The 22,134-nt window shown below is 71.7% G+C and carries 16 protein-coding genes and 1 tRNA gene; 6 read left to right on the forward strand and 11 right to left on the reverse strand.

The genetic code is table 11. From position 1 onward, the window contains the following. The 3 genes from dapF to ACFDS6_RS02550 all read right to left on the reverse strand — a co-directional run bounded on the left by dapF (position 1) and on the right by ACFDS6_RS02550 (position 2,857). On the reverse strand, positions 1-954 hold the full coding sequence (dapF, locus tag ACFDS6_RS02540; protein ID WP_375270538.1) for a diaminopimelate epimerase: 954 nt from the start codon (positions 952-954) through the stop codon (positions 1-3). Positions 955-1,049: 95 nt separating this feature from the next. Then, entirely contained in the window at positions 1,050-1,523 is a 474-nt protein-coding gene (locus ACFDS6_RS02545) for a DUF6456 domain-containing protein (RefSeq protein ID WP_375270539.1), read from the reverse strand. Positions 1,524-1,588: 65 nt separating this feature from the next. Next, positions 1,589-2,857, reverse strand: a complete 1,269-nt coding sequence (locus ACFDS6_RS02550) for an amidohydrolase family protein (protein WP_375270618.1) — start codon at positions 2,855-2,857, stop codon at positions 1,589-1,591. Positions 2,858-2,892: 35 nt separating this feature from the next. On the opposite strand from ACFDS6_RS02550, the gene ACFDS6_RS02555 reads away from it, so the two are divergent. After that, the gene (locus ACFDS6_RS02555; protein WP_375270540.1) at positions 2,893-5,076 is read left to right on the forward strand and encodes a penicillin acylase family protein; all 2,184 of its coding nucleotides are present in this window, start codon (positions 2,893-2,895) and stop codon (positions 5,074-5,076) included. Positions 5,077-5,080: 4 nt separating this feature from the next. On the opposite strand, the gene ACFDS6_RS02560 is transcribed toward ACFDS6_RS02555, so the two are convergent. Next, positions 5,081-6,712 carry a M28 family peptidase gene (locus ACFDS6_RS02560; protein WP_375270541.1) on the reverse strand — a complete coding sequence of 544 codons (1,632 nt, stop codon included), beginning with the start codon at positions 6,710-6,712 and terminating at the stop codon, positions 5,081-5,083. A 127-nt stretch (positions 6,713-6,839) separates the two neighbouring features. Here ACFDS6_RS02560 and ACFDS6_RS02565 point away from each other — a divergent pair, with 127 nt between their 5' ends. Beyond that, positions 6,840-7,631 carry a class I SAM-dependent methyltransferase gene (locus tag ACFDS6_RS02565; RefSeq protein ID WP_375270542.1) on the forward strand — a complete coding sequence of 264 codons (792 nt, stop codon included), beginning with the start codon at positions 6,840-6,842 and terminating at the stop codon, positions 7,629-7,631. 16 nt (positions 7,632-7,647) lie between these two features. Here the strand turns inward: ACFDS6_RS02565 and ACFDS6_RS02570 are convergent, their stop codons facing one another. Beyond that, a complete protein-coding gene (locus ACFDS6_RS02570) occupies positions 7,648-9,924 on the reverse strand; it encodes a TonB-dependent siderophore receptor (RefSeq protein ID WP_375270543.1) in 2,277 nt (758 codons plus the stop codon). A gap of 188 nt (positions 9,925-10,112) precedes the next feature. Here ACFDS6_RS02570 and ACFDS6_RS02575 point away from each other — a divergent pair, with 188 nt between their 5' ends. Beyond that, on the forward strand, positions 10,113-11,936 hold the full coding sequence (locus ACFDS6_RS02575; protein ID WP_375270544.1) for a M14 family metallopeptidase: 1,824 nt from the start codon (positions 10,113-10,115) through the stop codon (positions 11,934-11,936). Between the two features lie 46 nt (positions 11,937-11,982). Here the strand turns inward: ACFDS6_RS02575 and ACFDS6_RS02580 are convergent. Continuing rightward, positions 11,983-12,058: transfer RNA gene (locus ACFDS6_RS02580), tRNA-Val, on the reverse strand. A gap of 120 nt (positions 12,059-12,178) precedes the next feature. Between ACFDS6_RS02580 and ACFDS6_RS02585 the strand changes: the two genes are divergently transcribed. Beyond that, on the forward strand, positions 12,179-12,343 hold the full coding sequence (locus ACFDS6_RS02585) for a hypothetical protein (RefSeq protein WP_375270545.1): 165 nt from the start codon (positions 12,179-12,181) through the stop codon (positions 12,341-12,343). Between the two features lie 108 nt (positions 12,344-12,451). Then, positions 12,452-14,611 carry a putative bifunctional diguanylate cyclase/phosphodiesterase gene (locus ACFDS6_RS02590; protein ID WP_375270546.1) on the forward strand — a complete coding sequence of 720 codons (2,160 nt, stop codon included), beginning with the start codon at positions 12,452-12,454 and terminating at the stop codon, positions 14,609-14,611. Positions 14,612-14,692: 81 nt separating this feature from the next. Here the strand turns inward: ACFDS6_RS02590 and ACFDS6_RS02595 are convergent, their stop codons facing one another. After that, a complete protein-coding gene (locus tag ACFDS6_RS02595; protein WP_375270547.1) occupies positions 14,693-16,093 on the reverse strand; it encodes a L,D-transpeptidase family protein in 1,401 nt (466 codons plus the stop codon). A gap of 218 nt (positions 16,094-16,311) precedes the next feature. Between ACFDS6_RS02595 and ACFDS6_RS02600 the strand changes: the two genes are divergently transcribed. Further along, entirely contained in the window at positions 16,312-17,085 is a 774-nt protein-coding gene (locus tag ACFDS6_RS02600; protein ID WP_375270548.1) for a FadR/GntR family transcriptional regulator, read from the forward strand. A 33-nt stretch (positions 17,086-17,118) separates the two neighbouring features. Here the strand turns inward: ACFDS6_RS02600 and ACFDS6_RS02605 are convergent, their stop codons facing one another. From ACFDS6_RS02605 to ACFDS6_RS02620, 4 genes are all read right to left on the reverse strand, one after another. After that, complete coding sequence (locus ACFDS6_RS02605; RefSeq protein ID WP_375270549.1) at positions 17,119-18,042, reverse strand: Gfo/Idh/MocA family protein; 924 nt, start codon at positions 18,040-18,042, stop codon at positions 17,119-17,121. Between the two features lie 3 nt (positions 18,043-18,045). Beyond that, a complete protein-coding gene (gene araD1, locus ACFDS6_RS02610; protein WP_375270550.1) occupies positions 18,046-19,035 on the reverse strand; it encodes an AraD1 family protein in 990 nt (329 codons plus the stop codon). A gap of 46 nt (positions 19,036-19,081) precedes the next feature. Then, the gene (locus ACFDS6_RS02615; protein WP_375270551.1) at positions 19,082-20,659 is read right to left on the reverse strand and encodes an aldehyde dehydrogenase (NADP(+)); all 1,578 of its coding nucleotides are present in this window, start codon (positions 20,657-20,659) and stop codon (positions 19,082-19,084) included. A 101-nt stretch (positions 20,660-20,760) separates the two neighbouring features. After that, positions 20,761-22,077: a sugar MFS transporter gene (locus ACFDS6_RS02620; RefSeq protein ID WP_375270552.1), complete on the reverse strand. Its 1,317-nt coding sequence runs from the start codon at positions 22,075-22,077 to the stop codon at positions 20,761-20,763. Positions 22,078-22,134 lie beyond the last annotated feature (57 nt).

Genomic DNA, 22,134 nt, shown 5'->3' on the forward strand with positions numbered 1-22,134 from the left:
TCAGCCCTCGGCGCGAGCGTGGTCGGCGACTGCGCGCCAGGCCGCGACCTCGTCGTCGTAGCGGCGCAGCACCGTCACCTCGCCCGCGCGCTCGGCTGCGAGATCGACCTCGACCTCGCCGTCCCACTCCCAGGTGGCGTTGCCGTGGAGCGTGATCATCGCGTCGACCTCGGCGCGCGCGCGCACCATACCGCCGCGGTTGAGCACGGTGATCTCGCGTCCGAACTCGACGCGCCCGGTGACGCAGGCGGCGTAGGTCGAGGCCGCCATCGCGCTGCCGCAGCTATTGGTGAGGCCGACGCCGCGCTCGAAGGTGCGGACGAACAGCGTATCGGGCGCGCGTACCTCCACGAACGAGACGTTGGCGCGGTTGGGCAGCCAGTCGGGTGCGGCCTCGCACGCCTCGCCCACCGCGACGAGCTCGGCCTCCTCCACCGCGTCGACGAAGGTGACGAAATGCGGGTTGGGGATCGTCACCGCGGTGAACGCGCGCGCGCTCGGCAGGCCGGGGACGACCGCGTCGATCAACCGGTCGGGTACACCGCGGATCGGCCAGTCGGCGGTCGCGAGCGAGGCCGGGCCCGCGGTCTCCGCCACCGTGTACACGCCGGGTGCGAGATCGCCGACGTGCTCGACCTGCGCGTGCGAGGTCATGAGCCGCGTGGTCGCGGTCTCGGCACCCGTCGCGGCGAAGCCGGCGCGCGCGACGCAGCGCAGCCCGTTCAGGCACGTCTCCGCCTCCGAGCCGTCGCTGTTGAACATCCGCATCCCGAACGCCGCGGCGTCGTCGCCCGCGACCAGCGCGAGGATGCCGTCGCCGCCCACGGGCCCGCCGCGCGCGGCGAGCACGCGCGCGAGGCTCGCCCACTCGCCCTCCGAAAGCGACCAGTCGCGCGCGTCGACCAGCGGGAAGTCGTTGCCCGATCCGTGGCACTTGGTGAAGCGCACCAGCATCAGCGGACGGAATCGGTGAGGAACGGAGCGTGCATGACGCTTCCTATCGGCGCGAACGGTCGGTCGGTGCAAGCCGCCTCGGCGCGGCGGTCAGTTCACGGCAGGCGGTAATGGTCCGCGAGCCGGTCGAGCGCGAGGCCGAGCACCAGCCGACCGCTGCGCGCCGGCCAGCCGAGGTCGCGCTCGGCCGCGGGCAGCCCCTCGCCCGCGCAGATCACGCGCCACAGGATGTCGGACAGGCCGCGCCCGGCGCCCGCGATCGCCGCGTCGAAGCGGCGCTTGGCCGCGACCTGCCGCTCGATCGGGGAGAGGCCGTCACCCCCGCCGCCGTCGACGCGCGCGTCCCAGCGCATCGTGACCGCGGGCGTGATCGCCGCGCGTTCATAGTCCGCGCGCAGCCGCTCGCCCGCCTCGCTCTGCCGCGGCGTCACCAGCCCGCGCGCGGCGAGCCACGCCAGCGGCGATTCCGCGACGTTGACGCGGACGCTGCGCCCGCGCGGACGCGTGCCCGGCGCGGGCGTGCTGCGCCGGCCGTTCGCGTCGATCACCTGTTCCATCAATTCGCGCATGTCGCCTCCGCCTCGCTGTCCGGCCGTGCGGTGGCACGGGGACGGGCGTGTAGGACAGACGCGGGTCAATCCGCGCGCGGGACGACCGAGCCGTTCTTAATCACCAATTGCACGCGGCCGAGCGCGGCGAGATCGCGGGTCGGATCGCCCGACACCGCGACCAGGTCGGCGAGCAGCCCCGGCTTCACTGCGCCGAGACGATCGCCCTGCCGCATCCAGCGCGCGTTGCCCGACGTGGCGGCGATCAGCACCTGCGCGGGCGTCATGCCGGCCGCCGCCATCAGCACCATCTCGCGCGCGTTGTCGCCATGCGCGTAGACGCCGACGTCGCCGCCCATGCAGATCGGCACGCCGGCCGCGCGCGCCAGGCGGAAGCTCTCGCGCGCGGCACGGACCGCGGGTGGCGCGGGCTCCGCTCCGCTCCAGCCGCGGTAGCGCGCGCTGGCGTCGGCGGCGGCGAGCGTCGGGCACAAGGCGATCCGCTTCGCCGCCATGGCCGCGAAGACCGCGGGCGTCCCGCCATAGCCGTGCTCGATCGTGTCGACGCCCGCCTCCACCGCGCGGCGCATCCCCTCCGCGGTCGAGGCGTGGACCGCGACCGGTCGCCCGGCGTCGTGCGCGGCGGCGACCGCGGCCTGCATCTCCGCCAGGCTGAGCGTCGCGCGCGCGTCCTCGCCGCTGCGCCAGCGGTAGTCGGCGTAGAGCTTGATCCAGTCGGCACCGGCCGCGATCTGGCGGCGGACCGCGGCGACCATCTGCTCGGTTCCCGACACCTCCTCCGCGCCCTGCGGGATCGTGACGCCGGGTTCAAAGCCCTTGGGACCGTAGGCGCCGAGCGCGACGATCGCGCGCGTCGCGACGCTCAGGCGCGGCCCCTCGACGATGCCCTGGTCGATCGCCTGTTTCAGCCCGACGTCGGCGTAGCCCGCCCCCTCCGTGCCGAGATCGCGCTCGCTGGTGAAGCCGGCGCGCAGCGTCGCGCGCGCGTTGGCGACCGCGCGCGCGGTGCGCAGCGCGAGCGGTTCGTGCAGCACCTGATCGTCCCACGTCGCCTCGTCGTACGGGTGGAGGAACAGGTGGCCGTGCCCCTCGATCATGCCGGGCATCAGCGTGGCGCCCGCGAGGTCGATGACGCGCGCGCCCGCGGGTACGGCGAGCGCGGGGCCGACCGCCGCGATCCGGTCGCCGCGCACCAGCACCTGCCAGCCGGGGTGGACCTGCCCGTCGACCGCGTCGAACACGCCGGCGGGGCGCAGCAGCAGCGGCGCGGGGTCGGCCGGGGGAGCGGTCGCGCCGCCCAGCAGCAGCGTCGCCGCGATCAACAGCCAGCGCATGGTCATCGCCCCTTCCCCGTCCTAGACCGTCGGACATGGATAGGCTCCTTCGCCGCGCGCGCAATCCGCTGCTTCTCGCCACGCTGGCAATCGCGACCGCGGCCGCGCCCGACCCGGAGCTGGCGCGCTGGCGATCGCAGGCCGCGCGGGTTACGATCACGCGCGACGATTGGGGCATCCCGCACATCCGCGGGCGCAGCGACGCCGACGCGGTGTTCGGCATGAGCTACGCGCAGGCGGAGGACGATTTCGCGCGCGTCGAGGCCAATTACCTGACCGCGCTGGGACGCAGCGCGGAGGCGGACGGCGAGACGGCGATCTGGGCCGACCTGCGCCAGCGATTGTTCGTCGACGAGGGTGAGCTGCGCCGCCAATATGCTGCCAGCCCGGATTGGCTGCGCGCGTTGATGCAGGCGTGGGCGGACGGGCTCAACTTCTACCTGGCGACGCACCCGGCGACGAGGCCCAAGGTGCTGACCCGGTTCGAGCCGTGGATGGCGCTGAGCTTTACCGAGGGCAGCATCGGCGGCGACATAGAGCGGATCTCGCTGTCCGAGCTCAAGACCTTCTACGGGCAGCCAACCCCGCCGACGCCCGAGGAGCGCGGCGCGAGCCCGCGCGAGCCGTCGGGATCGAACGGTATCGCGATCGCGCCGAAGCTGACGCGGAACGGCCACGCGCTGCTGCTGATCAACCCGCACACCAGTTTCTACTTCCGGTCCGAAGCACAGGTGACGAGCGACGCGGGGCTGGACGCCTACGGTGCGAGCACCTGGGGGCAGTTCTTCGTCTATCAGGGGTTCAACGCGCACGCCGGGTGGATGCACACCTCGTCCACCGTCGACAACGTCGATCAGTTCGCCGAAGGCGTGACGCGCCGCGCGGGCGGCTGGGCGTATCGCTACGGGCAGGAGACGCGTCCGCTGGTGCAGCGCATCGTCACCGTCCGCTTCCGCCGCGCCGACGGCGGCATGGGGGAGCGCCGCTTCACCACGTGGCGGTCGCACCACGGGCTGATCGTCGCGGCGAAGGACGGGCGCTGGATCGCGACCGCGCTGATGTGGCGACCGATCCCGGCGCTGGAGCAGAGCTGGCTGCGCACCAAGGCGACGAACCTGGCCGATTACCTGACGGTCGCCGAGCGGAAGGCGAATTCGTCCAACGACACGTTGTTCGCCGACGACCGCGGCGAGATCGCGTTCCTGATGCCGCAGTTCATGCCGGTGCGCGACGACCAATTCGATTATACGCGCCCGGTCGACGGCAGCGATCCCGCGACCGATTGGCGCGGGCTGCACACGCTGGCGAGCCTGCCGAGCGTCGCCGACCCGCGCGTCGGATGGGTGCACAACACCAACGACTGGCCGTGGAGCGCGGCCGGGCCGGATAGTCCCAGGGCGAAGGATTACCCGCGCTACATGGACCAGGTCGGCGGCAACGCGCGCGGGGAGCACGCCGACCTGCTGCTGACGGGCAAGCGCGGCTGGACGGCAGAGCGGCTGCGCGCGGCGGCGTACGACCCGTACCTGCCCGCGTTCGCGCGGTTGCTGCCGGGGCTCATTGCCGCGTGGCGCGCGCTGCCGCCGGGCGATCCGCGGCGGGGGCGGCTGGCCGCGCCGATCGCGGTGCTCGAGCGGTGGGATCATCGCTGGAGCTATGCTTCGGTCGCGACCAGCCTGGCGGTGTTCTGGGGCGACGAATTGTGGCGCGAGGTCGGCAGCTTCGCGCAGGCCGAGCGGATGAACGTGGCCGATTACATCGCGACGCGGGTCGATGCCGCGACCAGGCTCGCCGCACTGGACGCGGCGGTCGCGCGGCTCACGCGCGATTTCGGCGATTGGCGGACGCCGTGGCGCGCGATCAACCGATTCCAGCGGCTGGACGACGCGATCCAGCCGCACTTCGACGACGCGCGCGCCTCGACGCCGGTGCCCTTCACCTCCGCGCAATGGGGCAGCCTCGCCTCGTTCGGCGCGAAGGCGTGGCCGGGCACGAAGCGCTATTACGGCACCAGCGGCAACAGCTTCGTCGCGGTGGTCGAGTTCGGCCAGCGGGTGAAGGCGAGCGCGGTGATGGCCGGCGGGCAGAGCGGCGACCCCGCCTCGCCGCATTTCGCCGACCAGATCGACCGCTACGCCACCGGGCGGTTGCGGCCGGTCTATTTCTACCCCGACGAGCTCGCCGGGCACGTCGAGCGGCGATATCACCCCGGCGAGTAGCGCGTCAGCGGCGTTCGGCGTCGGTCTTCGCGCGCTCGGCGAGGAACGGCTCGGACGCGTTCCACGTCGGCCAGCGCGTGCTCTCCGCGATCTCGCGGCCGAGCGCGTAGGCGACGCTGCCCTCCTGCGCCGCGCCGGTCATGTCCCAGCCGGCGTCGAACTCGTCGCAGGTCTGATGGTAGCACTCAGCATTGTAGCGCGCTCGCTTCCGCTCGCCCGCCGCCTTGCCGCCGTTCACCAGATCGCGGCCGGCACGGAAGTAGACGCCGGGCACGCCCTTCTGCGCGAACGCGTAATGGTCGGAGCGATAGTACCAGCCCGCCTCGGTATTCTCCTCGGGCACGATCCTGAGCCCCTGCGTCGCCGCGACGCGGGCCAGGTCGGCCTCCAGCGGCGTGCGCCCGACGCCGATCAGCTCGAGGTCGCGCGTCCGCCCGAGCACGACGTGCGGGTCGAGGTTGAACTGCGCCGCGGTGGTGGCGAGCGCGCGCGCGGGATGGTCGGCGTACCAGCTCGCGCCGAGCAGCCCCTTCTCCTCCGCGGTCCACAGTGCGAACACGACCGAGCGGCGCACCCGCGGCGCGTTGGCGAACGCGCGCGCGATCTCCAGCAGCGTCGCGGTGCCGGTGCCGTTGTCGACCGCGCCGTTGCGGATTCGGTCGGCAGGCGGGTCAAACGCATTCTCGCCGTACGCGTCCCAGTGCGCGCCGTAGAGGATGCTCCCCGCCTTCGGGTCGGTGCCCGGCAGCACGCCGACGACGTTGTGGCTGGTCGCGCGATCTAGGCTGGTGCGCACCTCGGCGGAGAAGGTGACGCCCTTCAGCTCCACGCCGCGGAACGTCGCCGCCTGCGCGGCGCGCTTCGCGGCGGCATAGTCGAGCCCGCCCTGCCGCAGCATCGCGACGCCGACGTCGCCCCGCAGCGTGCCGCGAATACCGAACGCGGGCGGGACGGTCCCGGTGTCGAGCGCGTAGCCCGGCACCGCGTCGCCCTTGGCGAGCTGGAGCCACGGGTAGCTCGACGGGAAGGTGTCGTGAATCTGGAAGAACGCCGCCGCGCCGCGCTTCTGCGCCTCGGCCAGCTTGGTGCGCGCGGCCGGGCTCGACGCGCGGCCGCCGAAGCCCAGGTCGCGCCCGGCCTCCACATCCGGATCACCCGCGAGCGCCACCACCACCTTGCCGCGCACGTCGAGCCCACGATACGGATCGTAGCCGAGCCGGGGTTCGACCACGCCGTAGCCGACGAACACGACGGGCGCGCGGTCGAGCGTGGTGGTGCCGACGATGCGCGACGAGGCCGCGATCTCGGCACCGGGCTCGAGCGCGCGCGTTTCGCCGTTCAGCGACACTCGGAACTGCGCGGCGTCGCGCGTCCAGCGCAGCAACGGCACCGTCTGGCGATACCCCTGGTCGCCCGCCGGCTGGAGCCCGAGCGCCTTGAAGCGCTGTTCGAGGAACGCGAGCGTGACGGGTTCGCCCGGCTGCGTCGGTCCGCGGCCGTGGAAGTCATCGGCGCTGAGCGTCTTCACGTCCGCCTTGATCCGCGCGGGCGAGAGCAGCGGCGCGCGCGGATCGGCGGGGGCGGCCGGAGCGGTCGCGGTGGTGGCGAGGAGCAGGAGCGGGAGCCAGCGGATCATGCGCGCAGCGTGACGCGTCGCGCTGCTCGGCGCAAGCGAGCCGCCCAGCATCGCGCTGAAAAAGCCGCGCGCCTTGCCGTTGGGGCAAGGCACTTGGCACCCACGCGGCGCAGGCTATTGTGAGACAATGTTTCATCATCCTCGATCCACCCCGGCCAATCCGGCGAATGATCCCAGCGCGCGCTTCTTCGGCAGCATCGGCATCGCGCCGGGTGCGCGGGTGCTCGACGTGGGTTGCGGTATCGGCGACCTCAGCCGCTACGTTGCAGCGCTGGCGGGACCGGACGGCGAGGTCGTCGCGATCGACCGGAGCGACGAGGCGCTGGCCGCGGCGCGCGCGAGCGAGGCGGACCCACGCGCCGCGCCGATCCGCTACCGCGCGGTCGACCTGTCGGGCGACCTGCCCGTGCTGGGCCGGTTCGACGCGATCGTCGGGCGGCGCGTGCTGATGTACCTGCCCGACGTGGCCGCGACGCTGGCGCGGCTGGCGGCGATGGCGGCGTCCGGCGGCATCGTGGCGTTCCAGGAGCACGCGCGCGCCGATCTTCCCGCCGCGCCGGGCGACCTCCCGCTGCACCGCCGGCTGTACGATTGGAACTGGCGCACCGTCGCGGCGGAGGGGGGCGACGTGACGCTGGGATTCCGGCTCGCCGAGATGATGCAGCGGCTCGACCTCGACATCGCGGAAGCGCGGGCGGAGGCGATCCTGCTCCACGCCGACCAGCCGTCGTTCGTGCCGATCCTGGCGCAGGCGATGCTGCCCCGCATCGTCGCGCGCGGCGTCGCGACGGTGGCGCAGGTCGAACCCGACACGCTGGCACAGCGGATCGCCGACGAGCAGCGCGCCGCGGGCGGCGCGATCGTATGGGATCTGGCCTTCCTGGTGGCCGCGCGCGCCGCGTCGATTCAGCGCGGCTAGGCGCGCGACCCGAGCATCAGATCTTCAGCCGAAGCGTCGCGCGCGCCGTGCGCGGCGCACCGGGCATGACCCACACGCGCGAGTAGCTGTTGGCGTAGTAACGCTCGTCGAACAGGTTGGTAATATCGCCCGACAATTGCACCCGCTCGGTCAGGTCGATCGCGCCGTGCAGGCGCACGTTGGTGTAGGCCGGAAGCTCGAAGAACGAGCCGTCGGGAAAGCGATAGCCGGTCTCGCCCAGGCGCCGCCCGACGTAGGTGACGCCGGCGCCCAGCGTCAGCGTGCGCGCACCCAGCGCGACGTCCTTGAGCAGCAGCGCGGAACCGCTCGTCTCGGGTATGTTGATCAGCGGATCGCCGACGCGCAACGCGAATCCGAAATTCGGCTCGACCGCGGCCTCGCGGACCTCGGCGTCGATATAGGCGAAGGTCAGCGACACGCGGAAGTCGGCCGGCAGCGACAGATCGGCGTCCGCCTCGATCCCGCGGCTGCGCGCGCGCCCCAGCGAGCGCGAGAAGCCCGGGTTGAGCGGATCGGCGGTGAGCACGTTGGTCTTCCTCGTCTGGAACGCGGCCAGCGTTCCCGTCAGCCGATCATCGAACGCGGCGAACTTCGCCCCGACCTCGTAGCTGTCGGTGTATTCGGGCGCGAACAGCGTGGACGCGCCGTTCGCGTCGGGTGCGCCGGTGCCGGTGTTGGCGCGAAAGCCCTTGCCGTAGCTGGCGTAGAGCGTGAGCGGCGGCGCCACCTCCCACGACAGGCCGACCTGCGGGCTGAAGCGGCGGTTGTCCCGTTGCGCGGCCAGCGGCGTTCGCCCGGCCGCGTCGCGGATGCGGAAATCGACGCGCCGGTCGAGGTGGTCGAAGCGCCCGCCCAATCGCAGCTTGAGCGTTCGTGTCAGGTCGATCAGGTCCTGCGCGTAGATGCCGTAGCTCCACTGCCGCTCGCGCTGGTCGGTGAAGGGAGCGACCGCGGGCAGATTGCCGTAGACCGGATCGAAGACGTCGATCGCATTGCCTGCGCGCAGCTGTGCGGGCGTTGCCGCCGGGGTGAGCGCATTGGCGCTCGCCGCCGGGCGGACGCGGTCCTCGCGCCGGTCGAGCACGAATTCGTTGTAGTCGGCACCGAGGAGGATGTGGTGCGTGAGCGGTCCGGTATCGAAACGCCCGCTCAGCTCGCCGCGTAACACCAGATCGTCGGTCCGATAATCGCGCAGTCGCCGCTGCCGCGACAGGATCGGCGTCGTCAGGGTCGCGTTGTTGCTGAAATACGGTTGGCGCGCGTCGGCATTCTCCGCCTCGGTCGAGTAGCCGCCGAAGCTGGTGTCGCGGTAGGACGCGCCGAGCAGCAGCGACCAGCGACGCGAGAAGTCGTGCTGGAGCTGCACTTGATGGCCGAGCGCGTCGACCGTCACGTCGCCGTCGCCCGGCTCGCCCAGGAAGCGCGAACGCGGCAGCCCGCGCGCACTGCCGTTCACGCTGGCCACGCCGCGGTCGAACGGCAGTTCCTGACGGACATATTCCAGTTCGTACGACAGATTGGTGTCGGGCGCGGGATGGAACAGGATCGACGGGGTGACCGTGTACTTCTTCGTGTGGACGAAGTCGCGGAAGGTGTCGCCTTCCTCGAACGCGCCCGTGACGCGGATGCCCAGCCGGTCGCTCAACGGCGCATTGACGTCGACCTCGCCGCGGAAGCGGTCGAAGCTGCCGTAACCGGTCGTCGCCGCCGCGGCGAAGCGGTCGAGCAGCGGCTTCTTGGTGATGATGTTGATCGTGCCGCCCGGCTCGCCGCGCCCGAACAGCGCGGAGGCGGGGCCTTTCAGTATCTCGATCCGCTCGACGTTGGAGGTGTCGCGCGCGCCGCCGTAACCGCGCGACGCATTGAAGCCGTTCAGCAGGTAGGCACTGGACGTGTTCTCGTCGCCGGCGAAGCCGCGGATCGCGAAACTGTCGAACAGCCCGCCGAAATTGTTCTGCCGCGACACGCCGCTGGCGAAATCGAGCGCGTCGTCCAGCCGGGTCACGCCCGCCTCGGCGAGCTTCTCGGCCGACAGGACCTGCACGCTCTGCGGCAGTTCGCGCAGCGGCACGTCGCCGCGGTATTGCTGGCGCAGGCCGGTGACGGTGATGTCGCCGTCGGCCGTCACCACGTCGGGCGCGTCGCCCAGCGCCGCGTTGGCGGTCTGCGCCCGCGCTGCTCCGGGGGGCAGGAGCCCCGCACCAGCGAGCGCCATCCCGGTCAGCGCGATGCCGCCCAGCGCACGCGCGCGCACCACCTTCTTCATGTTCATGCCCCCAAGATTACGTGACGCAACCGCCGCGATGCGGGATACAAGATCTCATGACAGACCATCGTCGCGTGGCCCTTGGCGGAACACGCGCAGCGACGCAAACGAAATGTTACACTATATCGCGAGCGTTGGTGTAGCAGCGACCAGAGCCGATCACCCGCAACCAGCGGACAACAGGAACTGACACCGTGCGACCGACCAATCCCCACCGCTCCGCCTTCCTGGCCGCCGTCACAGTCGCGCTCGCCAGCCCCGCTCCGGCGCAGCAGGTGCCCCCAGGCGCCCTGTCGCAGGCGATCCTGCCGCCCGCGCTGCCCTGGTCGGGCGCGAGCGAGGCGTTGATCGTGCCGGCGGGGGACGCGTGGATCACACCGGCGGAGGCGTCGAACTTCGCCACCACGCCCCGCTACGCCGAGGTGCGCGCCTGGCTGGAGCGGCTCGACGCGGCCTCCCCGCTCGTCAGCGTGGAAACGTTCGGCCGTACCGCGGAGGGGCGCGAGATGATCTACGTCCGCGCCAGCAAGGATACGGCCAAGCGCGGTGCGAGGAAGCCGGTGGTGCTGGTGCAGGGCGGCATCCATTCGGGCGAGATCGACGGCAAGGATGCGGGGCTGATGCTGCTGCGCGACATCGCGCTGCGCGGCAAGGACAGCCTGCTCGACCAGGTCGATCTGGTGTTCGTGCCGATCTACAATATCGACGGGCACGAGCAGATGAGCCCGTACAATTTCCCGCACATCCGCGGCCCCGCCAACAAGGGGCGCGACGCCAACGCGCGCAACATCGACCTGAATCGCGACTATGCCAAGCTCGACGCGCCGGAATCGCGCGCGATGGTGGCGCTGATCCGCGCACTCGACCCGATCCTGTACGTCGACTGCCACGTCAGCGAAGGCTTCGACATGCAGTATGACGTGACCTTCACCTATGCCGGCTGGGGCCGGTACGCGCGGCACCGCGCGACCGCGGGGTGGCTGGAGCAGCGCTTCGGTCCGGCGGTGTCGCGCGCGCTGACCGCGGCGGGGCACGTGCCGACGATCTATCCCAGCCCGGTCGACACGCGCCATCCCGAGCGCGGCATCCGCTACGCGCCCGAGGGGCCGCGCTACTCGACCGGCTACGGCGACTTCATCGGCGTGCCGACGGTGCTGGTCGAGAACCATATGCTCAAACCCTATCGTCGGCGCGTGCTCGGCACCTACGTGCTGCTGGAGGCGGCGCTGAGGGTCGCGGGCACCGACGCCGCGCGGATCGCCCGCGACAAGGCGACCGACCGCGCGAGCCGCCCCGCCGAGCTGCTGACGCGGTGGACGCCCGCCGCGACGCCGATCGGCTGGATCGACGACTTCAAGGGCGTGGCGTTCGACACCTATCTGTCGCCCGCGTCGGGCAGGCAGGAGCAGCGCTGGACGGCGAAGCCGATCACCTTTCGCATGCCGATCATCGGGCAGACGCCGACCGAGCAGGTGCGCCTGCCCAGGGCGTGGTGGGTGCCGCGCGAGCAGACCGAGGTGATCGAGCGGCTGCGGCTGCACGGCATGGCGTTCGAGGCGATCGCTGCGCCGCGGACGCTCGCCGTCGACCAGGTGCGGCTGATCGACCCCGAGCTGTCGCGGCCGATCGAGGGCCGCTACCCGATCACCGCGCGCGTCGCGCACGCGCGCGCCGAACAGGTGATGCCCGCGGGCAGCGTGCGCGTGCCCGCCGACCAGCCGCTCGGGCTGCTCGCGGCATCGCTGCTGGAGCCGGAGAGCCAGGATTCGTTCCTCGCCTGGGGGTTCTTCCCCGAGATGCTGGCACCGCCGCCGAGCACCGACGCCTTCGTACTGGCCGCACTCGGCGAGCACGTGCTGGCGACCGATCCTGCGACAAAACGTGCGTTCGAGGCCAAGCTGCGTGCCGAGCCCCCCTTCGCCGCCGACCCCGACGCGCGCCTCGCCTGGCTGTACGCGCGTGCGGGGCCGGGGCATCCCTATCCGCTGCGCTACCCGATCACGCGCGAGGTGGACTGAACGGCGCGGGTGGAGATGGGTGAGAGATCTGCACCCGGTCCGCGGATGGTGGGCGCTGACGGGTTCGAACCGCCGACCTACTCGGTGTAAACGAGCCGCTCTACCAGCTGAGCTAAGCGCCCGTCGCCATCGCGACGCGAGCCGGGCGTGTACGGCGGCGCGGCCATGTTCGCAATAGCCGCGGAACGTGGCACGCCGCGGTGTCGTTGATGGCGGACACGCCAGATAAGGATCCGAGCGCGATGAACGACGACGCGAACAAGCCGACGACGGAGACCGAGCGTCCCAATCTGTCGACCGAGCATCAGCGCGGCGGCGACGCGCGCCGGCCGAGCGACACGCTGGACAAGGGACAGCCGAGCCAGGAGACGATCCCGCGCAAGTCGTCGCTGCTGGGCGAGGACTGACGCGCGCGCGCCGTTCATCGTTCGATCGAGCGATGCGGCGTTGAAGGCCCGGTGATCTCAACGAGAGCGTAAGGCTTTACTGGCATCAGGCTCCTTCAGGAGGAGCCGGTGCGACTTTCCATTGCAGCACGCGTGTCGATCGCCTGCGGCGCCGTGATCGTGATGGCGATCATGGTGCTCGCGAGCGGTTTCGCGGTCAGCGACGCGATCGTCCGCGCGGAAGCGCGGATAGTGCGGCTGAGCGAGACGCTGCACGTGCTCGACCGGCAGGATCAGGCGCAGCAGCGACTGCGGCTCGCGATCGGCGAGGCGACGCGCGCGGCGGAGCGCGGCGTGGCCTTGTCGCCCGCGCGCTGGGCGGCACTGACGCGCGAGGCGGATGCGTTCGCCCGGAGCGCGCGCGAGGCCCTGCCGCTGTCGGCGGGCGACGTGAACAGCGCCGAGGCGGCATCGATGGCCGAAACGCGCAACGACGCGCGCGCGTTCGCCGCGGCGGCGACCCGGCTGCTGGTGGTCGCGCGCGACCGGCCTTCGACGATCGGGACCGGACTGCCGCCGTTCGTGACCGCGTTGAAGGCATTGGAGGTCAGTCGCGGGCGGACGCGCGATGCCCTGATTCGCGCGATCTGGCAGGCGGCGGCGCGCAACGGGCGCGAGAGCCAGCGCAACACGCTGGCCGTGCTGCTGGGCGGCGTGGCGATCGCCGCGATCATCGCCGCGCTGAGCGCGTGGCTGCGGCGGCGCGTGCTGACGCCGATCACGCAGGTCGCGGCGCGGTTGCGCGAGTTTCGCGCCGGCGGCAGCGACGATGACGTCCCCGGCCTGTCGCGCGACGACGAGCTTGGCGACCTGGCGCGCGGCCTGTTCGAGTATCGCCGCGCGGTGGAGAGCCGCCGGGCGGCGGAGCGTCGCGCCGATTTCCTGGCGCACCACGACATGCTGACCGGGCTCGCCAATCGCTTGTTGTTCGAGAACCGGCTGGCGCACGAACTCGCCCGCAGCGCGCGCACCGGCGACACGGTGGCGGTGTTCGCGATCGACCTGGACGGCATGAAGGCGATCAACGACCGACTGGGTCATGCCGGCGGCGACCGGGCGTTGCGCCGCGCGGGCAAATTGCTGTCGCGCTGCGCGCGCGGCGACGACCTGGTCGCGCGCGTCGGCGGCGACGAATTCGCGATCATCCAGGTCGCGCGCGCGCAGCCCGCGGCAGCCGAGGCGCTGCTCGCGCGCATCTACAAGGAGGCCGAGGCCGGCGACGCGGACGACGACGAGGCGGCGCTGCGGATGAGCGTCGGCGTGGCGCTGTCCGACGCCGCGCGATCCGACGCGGGTCAGGGTGACGCGGGGCAGAGCGGCGAGCGCCTATACGAACTGGCCGATCTCGCCTTGTACCGCGCCAAGAACGACGGGCGGCACACCGCGCGCTTCTTCAACGACCGATTGAAGGCGGAGGAGAGCCTGCGGCTGCAGCTGTCGCGCGACCTGGAACAGGCGATCGCGGGCGATCAGCTGTGGCTGGCGTTCCAGCCGATCGCGCAGCTGGATGCGCGGCCGGGCGTAGACGCGCGGCCGGACGCGTCGCGCGTGACCGGTTACGAGGCGCTGCTGCGCTGGCATCACCCGGCGCTTGGCGAGATCGGTGCCGAGACGCTGATCCCGATCGCCGAGTCGACCGGGCTGATCGCGCCGATCGGCCAGTGGGTAATCGAGCGCGCGCTCGCCGAGGCGTCGACCTGGGCACCTGATCTGTCGGTCGCGATCAACCTGTCGCCGCTGCAGTTCCGCGCGGGCGACCTGGCCGCCGACATCCGGCGCGCGGCGGCGCGGCACGGCATCGCGCTGGAGCGGATCGAACTGGAGGTGACGGAGAGCGCGACGCTGCTGGAATACCAGCGCGACGACGTGCTGGCGACGTTGAAGGCATTGCAGGCGGACGGCGCGCGCGTCGCGATGGACGATTTCGGCACCGGCCACTCGTCGCTGAGCAACCTCAAGGATTTCTCGTTCAACAAGATCAAGATCGACCGCAGCTTCGTCGCGGCGATGCGCGACCACCCGCCCTCCGCGTCGATCGTCCGCGCGATCATCGGGCTGGGCAAGAGCCTGAAGCTGACGATCGTCGCGGAGGGCGTCGAGACCGAGCAGCAGCTGGCCGATCTGCGACGCTGGGGCTGCGATCAGGTGCAGGGCTATCTGATCGGGCGCCCCTGCGCGCACGTATGCACCGACGGCCGCCCGGCGGCAGCGGCGCAGCGGGTCGGCTAGGCGGGCACCGTCCGACGAGGCGGCGGGCGACCGAGATCGCCCCCCCTCGCCCCACCGCACGCGCCGGCCCGTCGCGAACGGTTACGGCCCGACGTCGGTGGCACCGCTCTCGACGCGGAGCGCTCGGCCAGCCTTGAAACCGAGCGCGGTGCCGACGCGGTCGTCCCAGCCGTAGGGATCGTTGCGCACGATCGGCTCGCCCGCGTCGTCGAACAGCACCGTCTGGTAGAGCATCCGGACCGGGATCTGCCTGGGCAGCTTCACGAACGTTTCCTCGCCGGTCCCGCGCGCCTGCTGCCACTCGCCCGTCACGCCATTGTCGCGTGCCAGCATCTCGGCGAAGCCGAGCGCATCCTCGACGCGGACGCAGCCGTGGCTGCGCTGGCGCTGGATCATCGCGAACAGCGCCTTGGCCGGGGTGTCGTGCAGGTAGATCGCGTGGTCGTTGAGCATGTCGAACTTGACGAGGCCGAGCGAGTTCTTCGGGCCGGGCTGCTGGACGATCCAGCCGTCCTCCCACTTCATGTTGTTGGCCTTGAGATAACCCGATCCCTTGTTCGCCAAGTCCTTTTCCTGGATCGAGCGCGGCACCGTCCATGTCGGGTTGGCGACCAGCCGGAAAATCGGCGAGCCGAGCTGCGGCGTCTCCGTGTCGGGTTCGCCGACCACCACCTTGCGGCTGTCGGCGATCTTGCCGTCGCGCCAGTAGGTCAGCCGCGCCTCGGCGAGGTTGACGTCGATCCGGGTCGCGGGCGGCGTGCGCTCGAGCCAGCGCAACCGCTCCATCGCGACCGCCACCGCGCGCGCGCGGTCGACGTCCGACATGTTGAGGATCGCCAGCGCCTCGCTGCCGATCACGCCGTCGGGCTTCATGCCGTAATCGGCCTGGATGCCCTGCACCGCCTTGACCATGGCGGGGGTATACTGTTGCCCCTGCGCCGCGCCCCCATCGAGATAGTCGAGGATCACCAGCTCGCGCGCGATCGTCGGGATGCGTGGGTCGGTCGCGCCGGGCTTGATCGCGTCGCCGGTCACCGGAATGTTCGCGTGCCGCGCGGGCGGATCGGTGCGCAGCGCGACATAGGCCTTCGACAGGCGCTTGTAATTGTCGTCACCGGGCGTGAGGCTTTCGAGCCAGCCGCGCACGTCGCCCGCGCGCAGCGCGCCCGCCAGCCCGGCGCGCAGGTCCGGGTTCGGGCGCGGCACGGTGTAGACCTCGTACAGCTTGGTCGGATCGGTCGCGCCGCGCGCCAGTGCGCCGGCATAGGCCAGCGCCTGCTTGGTCAACCCGGCCTCGTCCTTGGCCGAGGCGTCGAACGCCATCTGGTCGAGCCCGTGCGCGCCGCGCGCGTTTATCGCGTCGCGCAACTGCTTGGCGGTCGCGTCGCTCCAGCGCGCCGGTCCCGCTGGCTCGCTCGCGGTCGCGGCGGCCTGGTTGTCGGGTGCTACCTCGACGCTGCATCCGGCCAGCAGCAGAACCATTACCGAGGCTTGTCCCCAAGTTTTACGCACACATTACTCCCGTTCTCAAAGAGATCGAACGCGTCGCGGCGCGAACCGCTCCGCCGCGCGGCATCCGAGACCAGTGCGGCGCGCGTGGCAAGCACAATCGGGGCGGCGCATCGGCGCCGGCGACGATTGCTGTTACCCGGACCGAGCGCGCTTGCTACAGGTTATGCAACAACGAGCCGGGAGCAGGCATGGCAGGCGAGGACGGGGAGGACGGCAGGACCGGCGGCATCACGAAGCTGGCCGATGGCCCGCTGCGCACGCCGCGCGGCACGGGTCGCCGTCTGCACGGCGCGATCGCGCACAAGCTGGGCACCGCGATCGTGTCGGGCGAATATGCGCCGGGCGACGTCCTGACCGGCGAGGTCGCCTTCTCCGAAGCGCTCAACGTGTCGCGCAGCGCGTACCGCGAGGCGATGCAGGTGCTCGCCGCCAAGGGCATGGTGGAGAGCCGGCCCAAGGCGGGCACGCGCGTGCTGCCGCGCGAGCGCTGGAACCTGCTCGACCCCGACGTGCTCGGCTGGGCGTTCGCGGGCGAGCCCGACGTGAGTTTCGTCCGCTCGCTGTTCGAGCTGCGCGCGGTGGTGGAGCCCGCCGCCGCGGGCTTCGCGGCGGAGCGGCGCGGCCGCGGCGACCTGAAGGCGATGAAGGACGCGCTCGACGCGATGCACCACCACACGCTGGCGACCGACGCCGGGCGCAGCGCCGACCGCGACTTCCACGCCGCGGTGCTGCGCGCGACGGGCAACGACGCGCTGATGGTGCTGAGCGCCAGCATCGGCGCGGCGGTGAACTGGACCACGCAGTTCAAGCAGCGGCAGCGCGCGCTGCCGCGCAATCCGCTGCCCGACCACGTCAAGGTATTCGACGCGATCGCCGCGGGGGACGCCGCAGCGGCGACGGCGGCGATGCGCGTGCTGGTCGAGCTGGCGCTGGACGACACGCGCAGCGCGATGGCGCGCTGAGCCGCCCCGCGCCGCTACCCCGCCCGACCCGCGTCAGTCGGTGAAGGCGTCGACCTGCACCTGACGGCAGCGCAGGAACGCGTCGGCGACGAGGCGCAGCGGCGTCCGGTCGACGTCGGAGCGCCCTTCCCCGATCAGCCCGGCGAAATGCGCGTAGAGCGCGGGATACTCGCCGCCCGCGCCGACCGGGCGCGCGGTGCCGTCGATCGCCAGCTGCGCGCCGCCGTGCGACAGCGCCATCGTGCCGTCGTCGGTGTCGACCGTGATGTCCCAGGTCTGCGGCCCCTCCTGCCGCCAGTCGAACACCGCGTTGACGGGCGCGCCACCCACGGTGACCATGTCGAGTTCGGCCGCGATCGGCGCGGCGCGGTTGGCGGGCACCTCCAGCGTGCCGTCCCGCAGGAAGAACAGGTCGGGGAGGATCCGCGTCGCGATCGACAGCGCGTTGATGCCGGGATCGAACACGCCGAGGCCGCCCGGCTCCCAAATCCACTGCTGCCCGGGATGCCAGCGGCGGACATCCTCCTTCCACACGATCCGGACGCGGTCGATCCGCCGCTCGGCCAGCCAGGCGCGCGCGTCCGCGACGCCGGATGCGAAGCGCGAGTGCCAGGCGGCGAACAGCGTCGTGCCGGCGCCTTCCGCCAGCCCCACCAATGCCGCCACCTCGGCGAGCGTCGTGCCGGGCGGCTTTTCCAGTAGCACGTGCTTGCCGGCGCGGATCGCCTTGGCCGCGGCGTCGAAGCGGACCTGCGGCGGCTGGCACATCGCGACCGCGTCGAACGCAACGTCCGAGCCGAGCAGGTCGTCGACGTCCCGGAACATCGCGATTCCGGGATAGCTGCCCGCGTGACTGGCACCGGCGACCAGCGCGAACGCGTCGGAGCCGAGGATCGCGGGGATATGCTGGTCGTTGGCGATCTTGCCCAGGCCGACGATGGCGATGCGGAGCGTCACCGCCTAGATCGCCTTGACGCGGACGTTGGCCGCGGCGGCGACGTCGGTCGCGCGGCCGATCGGATTGCGCACCGGCAGCGTGAAGGGCGCGGCCTCGATCTCGAACACGTCGCCACCCTGCGTGCGCACCTCGTCGCTGAACGACAGGGTTGCGGTGCCGAAGAAGTGGACGTGCAGGTCGCCGGGACGGCGGAACAGCGCGTACTTGAAGTGGTGGTGCTCCAGATTCGCGATTGCGTGCGACATGTTCGCCTCGCCCGACACGAACGGCTTCTCCCAGATCGTCTGCCCGTCGCGCACGATGCGGCTGGTGCCCTCGACGTGCGCGGGCAGCTCGCCCAGCAGCAGTTCGGGGCCGAGTGCCGCGGGGCGCAGCTTGGAATGCGCGAGCCACAGGTAATTGCCGCGCTCGGTTACGTGGTCGGAGAATTCGTTGGCGAGCGCGTAGCCGAGCCGCACCGGCGTGCCGTCGGCGGCGATCAGGTACACGCCTGCGATCTCCGGCTCCTCGCCCGCGTCGAGCGCGAAGTCGGGTGACGGCAGCGGCTCGCCGGGTGCTACCAGCGAGGAACCGTCGCCCTTGTAGAACCACTCGGGCTGCGCGCCGACCGCGTCGCCCGCCGGCTTGCCGCCCTCGACGCCCAAGAGGAACATCTTCATCGAATCGGTCTGCTGCGCGGCGTCGTTGATCGCGCGGTGCATCTTGTCGCGGCCTTCCGCCGAGCCGAGATGGGTGAGGCCGGTGCCGGTCAGCAGCAGGTGCGCGCTGTCGGGATGGTCGACCGGCGCGAGCAGGGTGACGCCCGCCAGGTCGATCGGCGCGCCCGCGGCGGCCTGCGCGGTCGCCGCCAGCGTTCGCTCGTCGGCGAGCGCGCGCTCGGCCAGCGCGAGCACGGTGTCGGCGCCCGCGACCACGCGCGCCGCGCCGTCGTGCAGCAGCGCGACCCCGCGTGCGCCATCGGGAGCGCGGAACTGAACCAGCGACAAGGTCATCTTCTCATCCTCTCCCATTCACGCCGGCTCTAGCGGCCGGACCGTGTCAGGCCTGCGTCATGGCTCCGTCGACCCGACGCGCGACGCCGTAAGGGTTGTCGCTGCGCAGCGCGGGCGGGAGCACGCGGTCGGGCAGGTTCTGGTAGCAGACCGGGCGCAGGAAGCGCGCGATCGCGAGCGTGCCCACCGAGGTGGTGCGTCCGTCGCTGGTGGCGGGGAACGGCCCGCCGTGGACCATCGCGTGGCTGACCTCGACGCCGGTCGGCCAGCCGTTGCCGAGCACGCGGCCCGACCGTTCGGCGAGCAGCGGCACGATCTCGGCGACCAGCTCCTCGTCCTCTTCGTCGAACAGCACGGTGGCGGTCAGCTGTCCTTCCAGCCCGCGGATGATGCGCTTGACCTCGTCCATGTCGCGCGCGCGCACCACGATCGAGGACGAGCCGAACACCTCGTGGCCGAGCACCGGATCGCTCGCGAACGCCTCGGCGCTGGCGGCGAAGATTGCGCCCTGCGCCTGGTTGACGCCCTCTCCCACCGGGCCGCGCGCCACCGTTTCCACCGCCGCGTGCGCGGCGAGCGCGTCGACGCCCTTGCTGTAGAGGCCGTGGATCGCGGGGGTCAGCATCTGCCCGGCGGGCGTTTTGCCCATCGCGGCGGCGGCCGACGCCTCGAACGCGGCGAGGTCGCTGCCCTCCAGCGCGATGACGAGACCGGGATTGGTGCAGAACTGCCCGGCGCCCTGCGTCAGCGAGGCGACGTAGGCCTCACCCAGCGCCGCGCCGCGCGCCTTGGCGGCGGCGGGGAACAGCACCACGGGATTGACGCTCGACATCTCGGCATAGACCGGGATCGGCTCCGCGCGTTCGCTCGCGATCTTGACCAATGCGAGGCCCCCGCCGCGCGAGCCGGTGAAGCCCACCGCCTTGATCCGCGGGTCGGCGACCAGCGCGCCGCCCAGCTCGTTGGTGGTGCCCGGCAGATAGGAGAAGACGCCCGTGGGCAGCCCCGCCTTGGCGACCGCGGCGCGGACCGCGCGCGCGACCAGCTCGCCGGTGCCCGGGTGCGCGGGGTGGCCCTTGACGACGACCGGGCAGCCGGCGGCGAGCGCGGAGGCGGTGTCGCCGCCCGCGACCGAGAAGGCGAGCGGGAAGTTCGACGCGCCGAACACCGCGACGGGGCCGAGCGGAACGTTCACGCGGCGCAGGTCGGGGCGCGGCAGCGGCGCGCGGTCGGGCATGGCGGGGTCGATCGTCACGTCCATCCAGCTGCCCTCGCGCAGCACGGCGGCGAACAGCTTCAGCTGCCCCATCGTACGCCCGCGCTCGCCCTCCAGCCGCGCGCGCGGCAACCCGCTCTCGGCCATCGCGCGGACGATCAGGTCGTCGCCGATGGCGGCGATCTCCCCCGCGACACTTTCGAGGAACGCGGCGCGCGCCTCGGGTGCGAGGTCGCGAAAGGTCGGGAACGCCTCCGCGGCGAGCGCGCAGGCGGCGTCGACGTCGGCGGGTGAGGCCTCGTGGAAGGCAGGCGACAGCGTGTCACCGCTCGCCGGGTCGACGGCCTGGAAGGTGGTGCCGCCGGTGCGGTCGTCCGCGCCCACCATTATCGCGCCCGTGATCTGCATCGCTCACCTATTTAGTCGGACAAGTAGTGCGCGCCGGTTCGCACGTGCCGCCCGACGCGTCAAGGAAGCTGCGCCCGTCCGGCGCCCGGCCGTACGTCGGTTCAGCGCGCGGGTGCGTGCGCGCCCGACACCACCGGCTTCGACCCCCAGAGCGCGTAGAACAGGATGTAGAGCTCGCACAGCGCGGTCAGGATGAACGATTGCTGCAGGCCGTAGGCGTCGGCGAGCCAGCCCTGCACCGCGACCAGCGCGCCGCCCGCGATCGCCATGATGAGCAGCCCCGAGCCTTCCTCGGTCAACGGGCCCAGCCCCTTGATGCCGAGCGTGAAGATCGTCGGGAACATGATCGAGTGGAACAGCCCCACGGCGATCAGCGACCACATCGCGACCGGTCCGCTCGCGACCACGGTCACGCCCATGACGACGAACGCGCCGACCGAGAACACCGCCAGCACCAGCCCCGCGTCGACCTTCTGCATGATGGCGGAGCCGACGAAGCGGCCGACCATCATCCCGCCCCACAACAGCGTCAGGTAGCGCCCGGCCTGCTCGGTGGTCATGTTGCCGATGTCGGGGCGGCTGACGAAGTTCACGAACAGATTGCCGACGCCGATCTCCGCGATCAGGTAGATGAAGATCGCGGGGATGCCCCAGACGAGATTGCGGTGGCGCCACAGCGAGTGGCCGCGCCGCTCCTCCTTCGCCAGCCGGCTGGTCGCCGCGCCCATCGCGGGCAGCGGGAAGCGCGCGATCACGACCGCGAGCACGATCAGCACGCCCGCGACCAGCGCGTAGGGCAGCATCACCGATTGCGCGTCCGCCAGTCGCTCGGCCGGGGTCAGCACGGTGCCCGCGACCGCGGTGCCGCCCTTCGAGCGGCCGAGGATCAGGTAGGCGCCGAACAGCGGCGCGAGCATCGTGCCCGCGGAGTTCATCGCCTGCACCAGGTTCAACCGCGACGAGGCGGTCTCGGCCGGGCCGATCACCGCGACGTACGGGTTCGCCGCGACCTGCAGCAGCGTGATGCCGCTGGCGATCACGAACAGCATGAACAAGGTGACGCCGTAGGACGGCAGGCTCGCCGCCAGGATCATGCCCAGCGCACCCGCCGCCATGACCAAGAGCCCCGTCACCAGAGATTTCTGATAGCCGATCCGCTCGATCAGCTTGGCCGAGGGGATCGAGGCGACGAAATAGGCGATGAACCACACGCTCTCGATCAGCGCGGCCTGAAAATAGCTCAGCTCGAACACGCTGCGCAGGTGCGGCAGCAGCGTGCCGTTGATGACGGTGATGAAGCCCCACATGAAGAACAGGCTGGCGAGCAGCGTCAAGGCGGGGCGGTAGCTCGCCGAACCGGCGGGGTCGGACGTCGCCGCACCCCCTGCGGTCGACACGGCGGTTGGCGTGACTGCCATGAACCTCTCCTGAGAACATCGCGTGACCGGCGCCAACTGGCGGTTGCTCCGGCGGTA

This window comes from Sphingomonas sp., assembly GCF_042095875.1.
Classification (GTDB): Bacteria; Pseudomonadota; Alphaproteobacteria; order Sphingomonadales; family Sphingomonadaceae; genus Sphingomonas.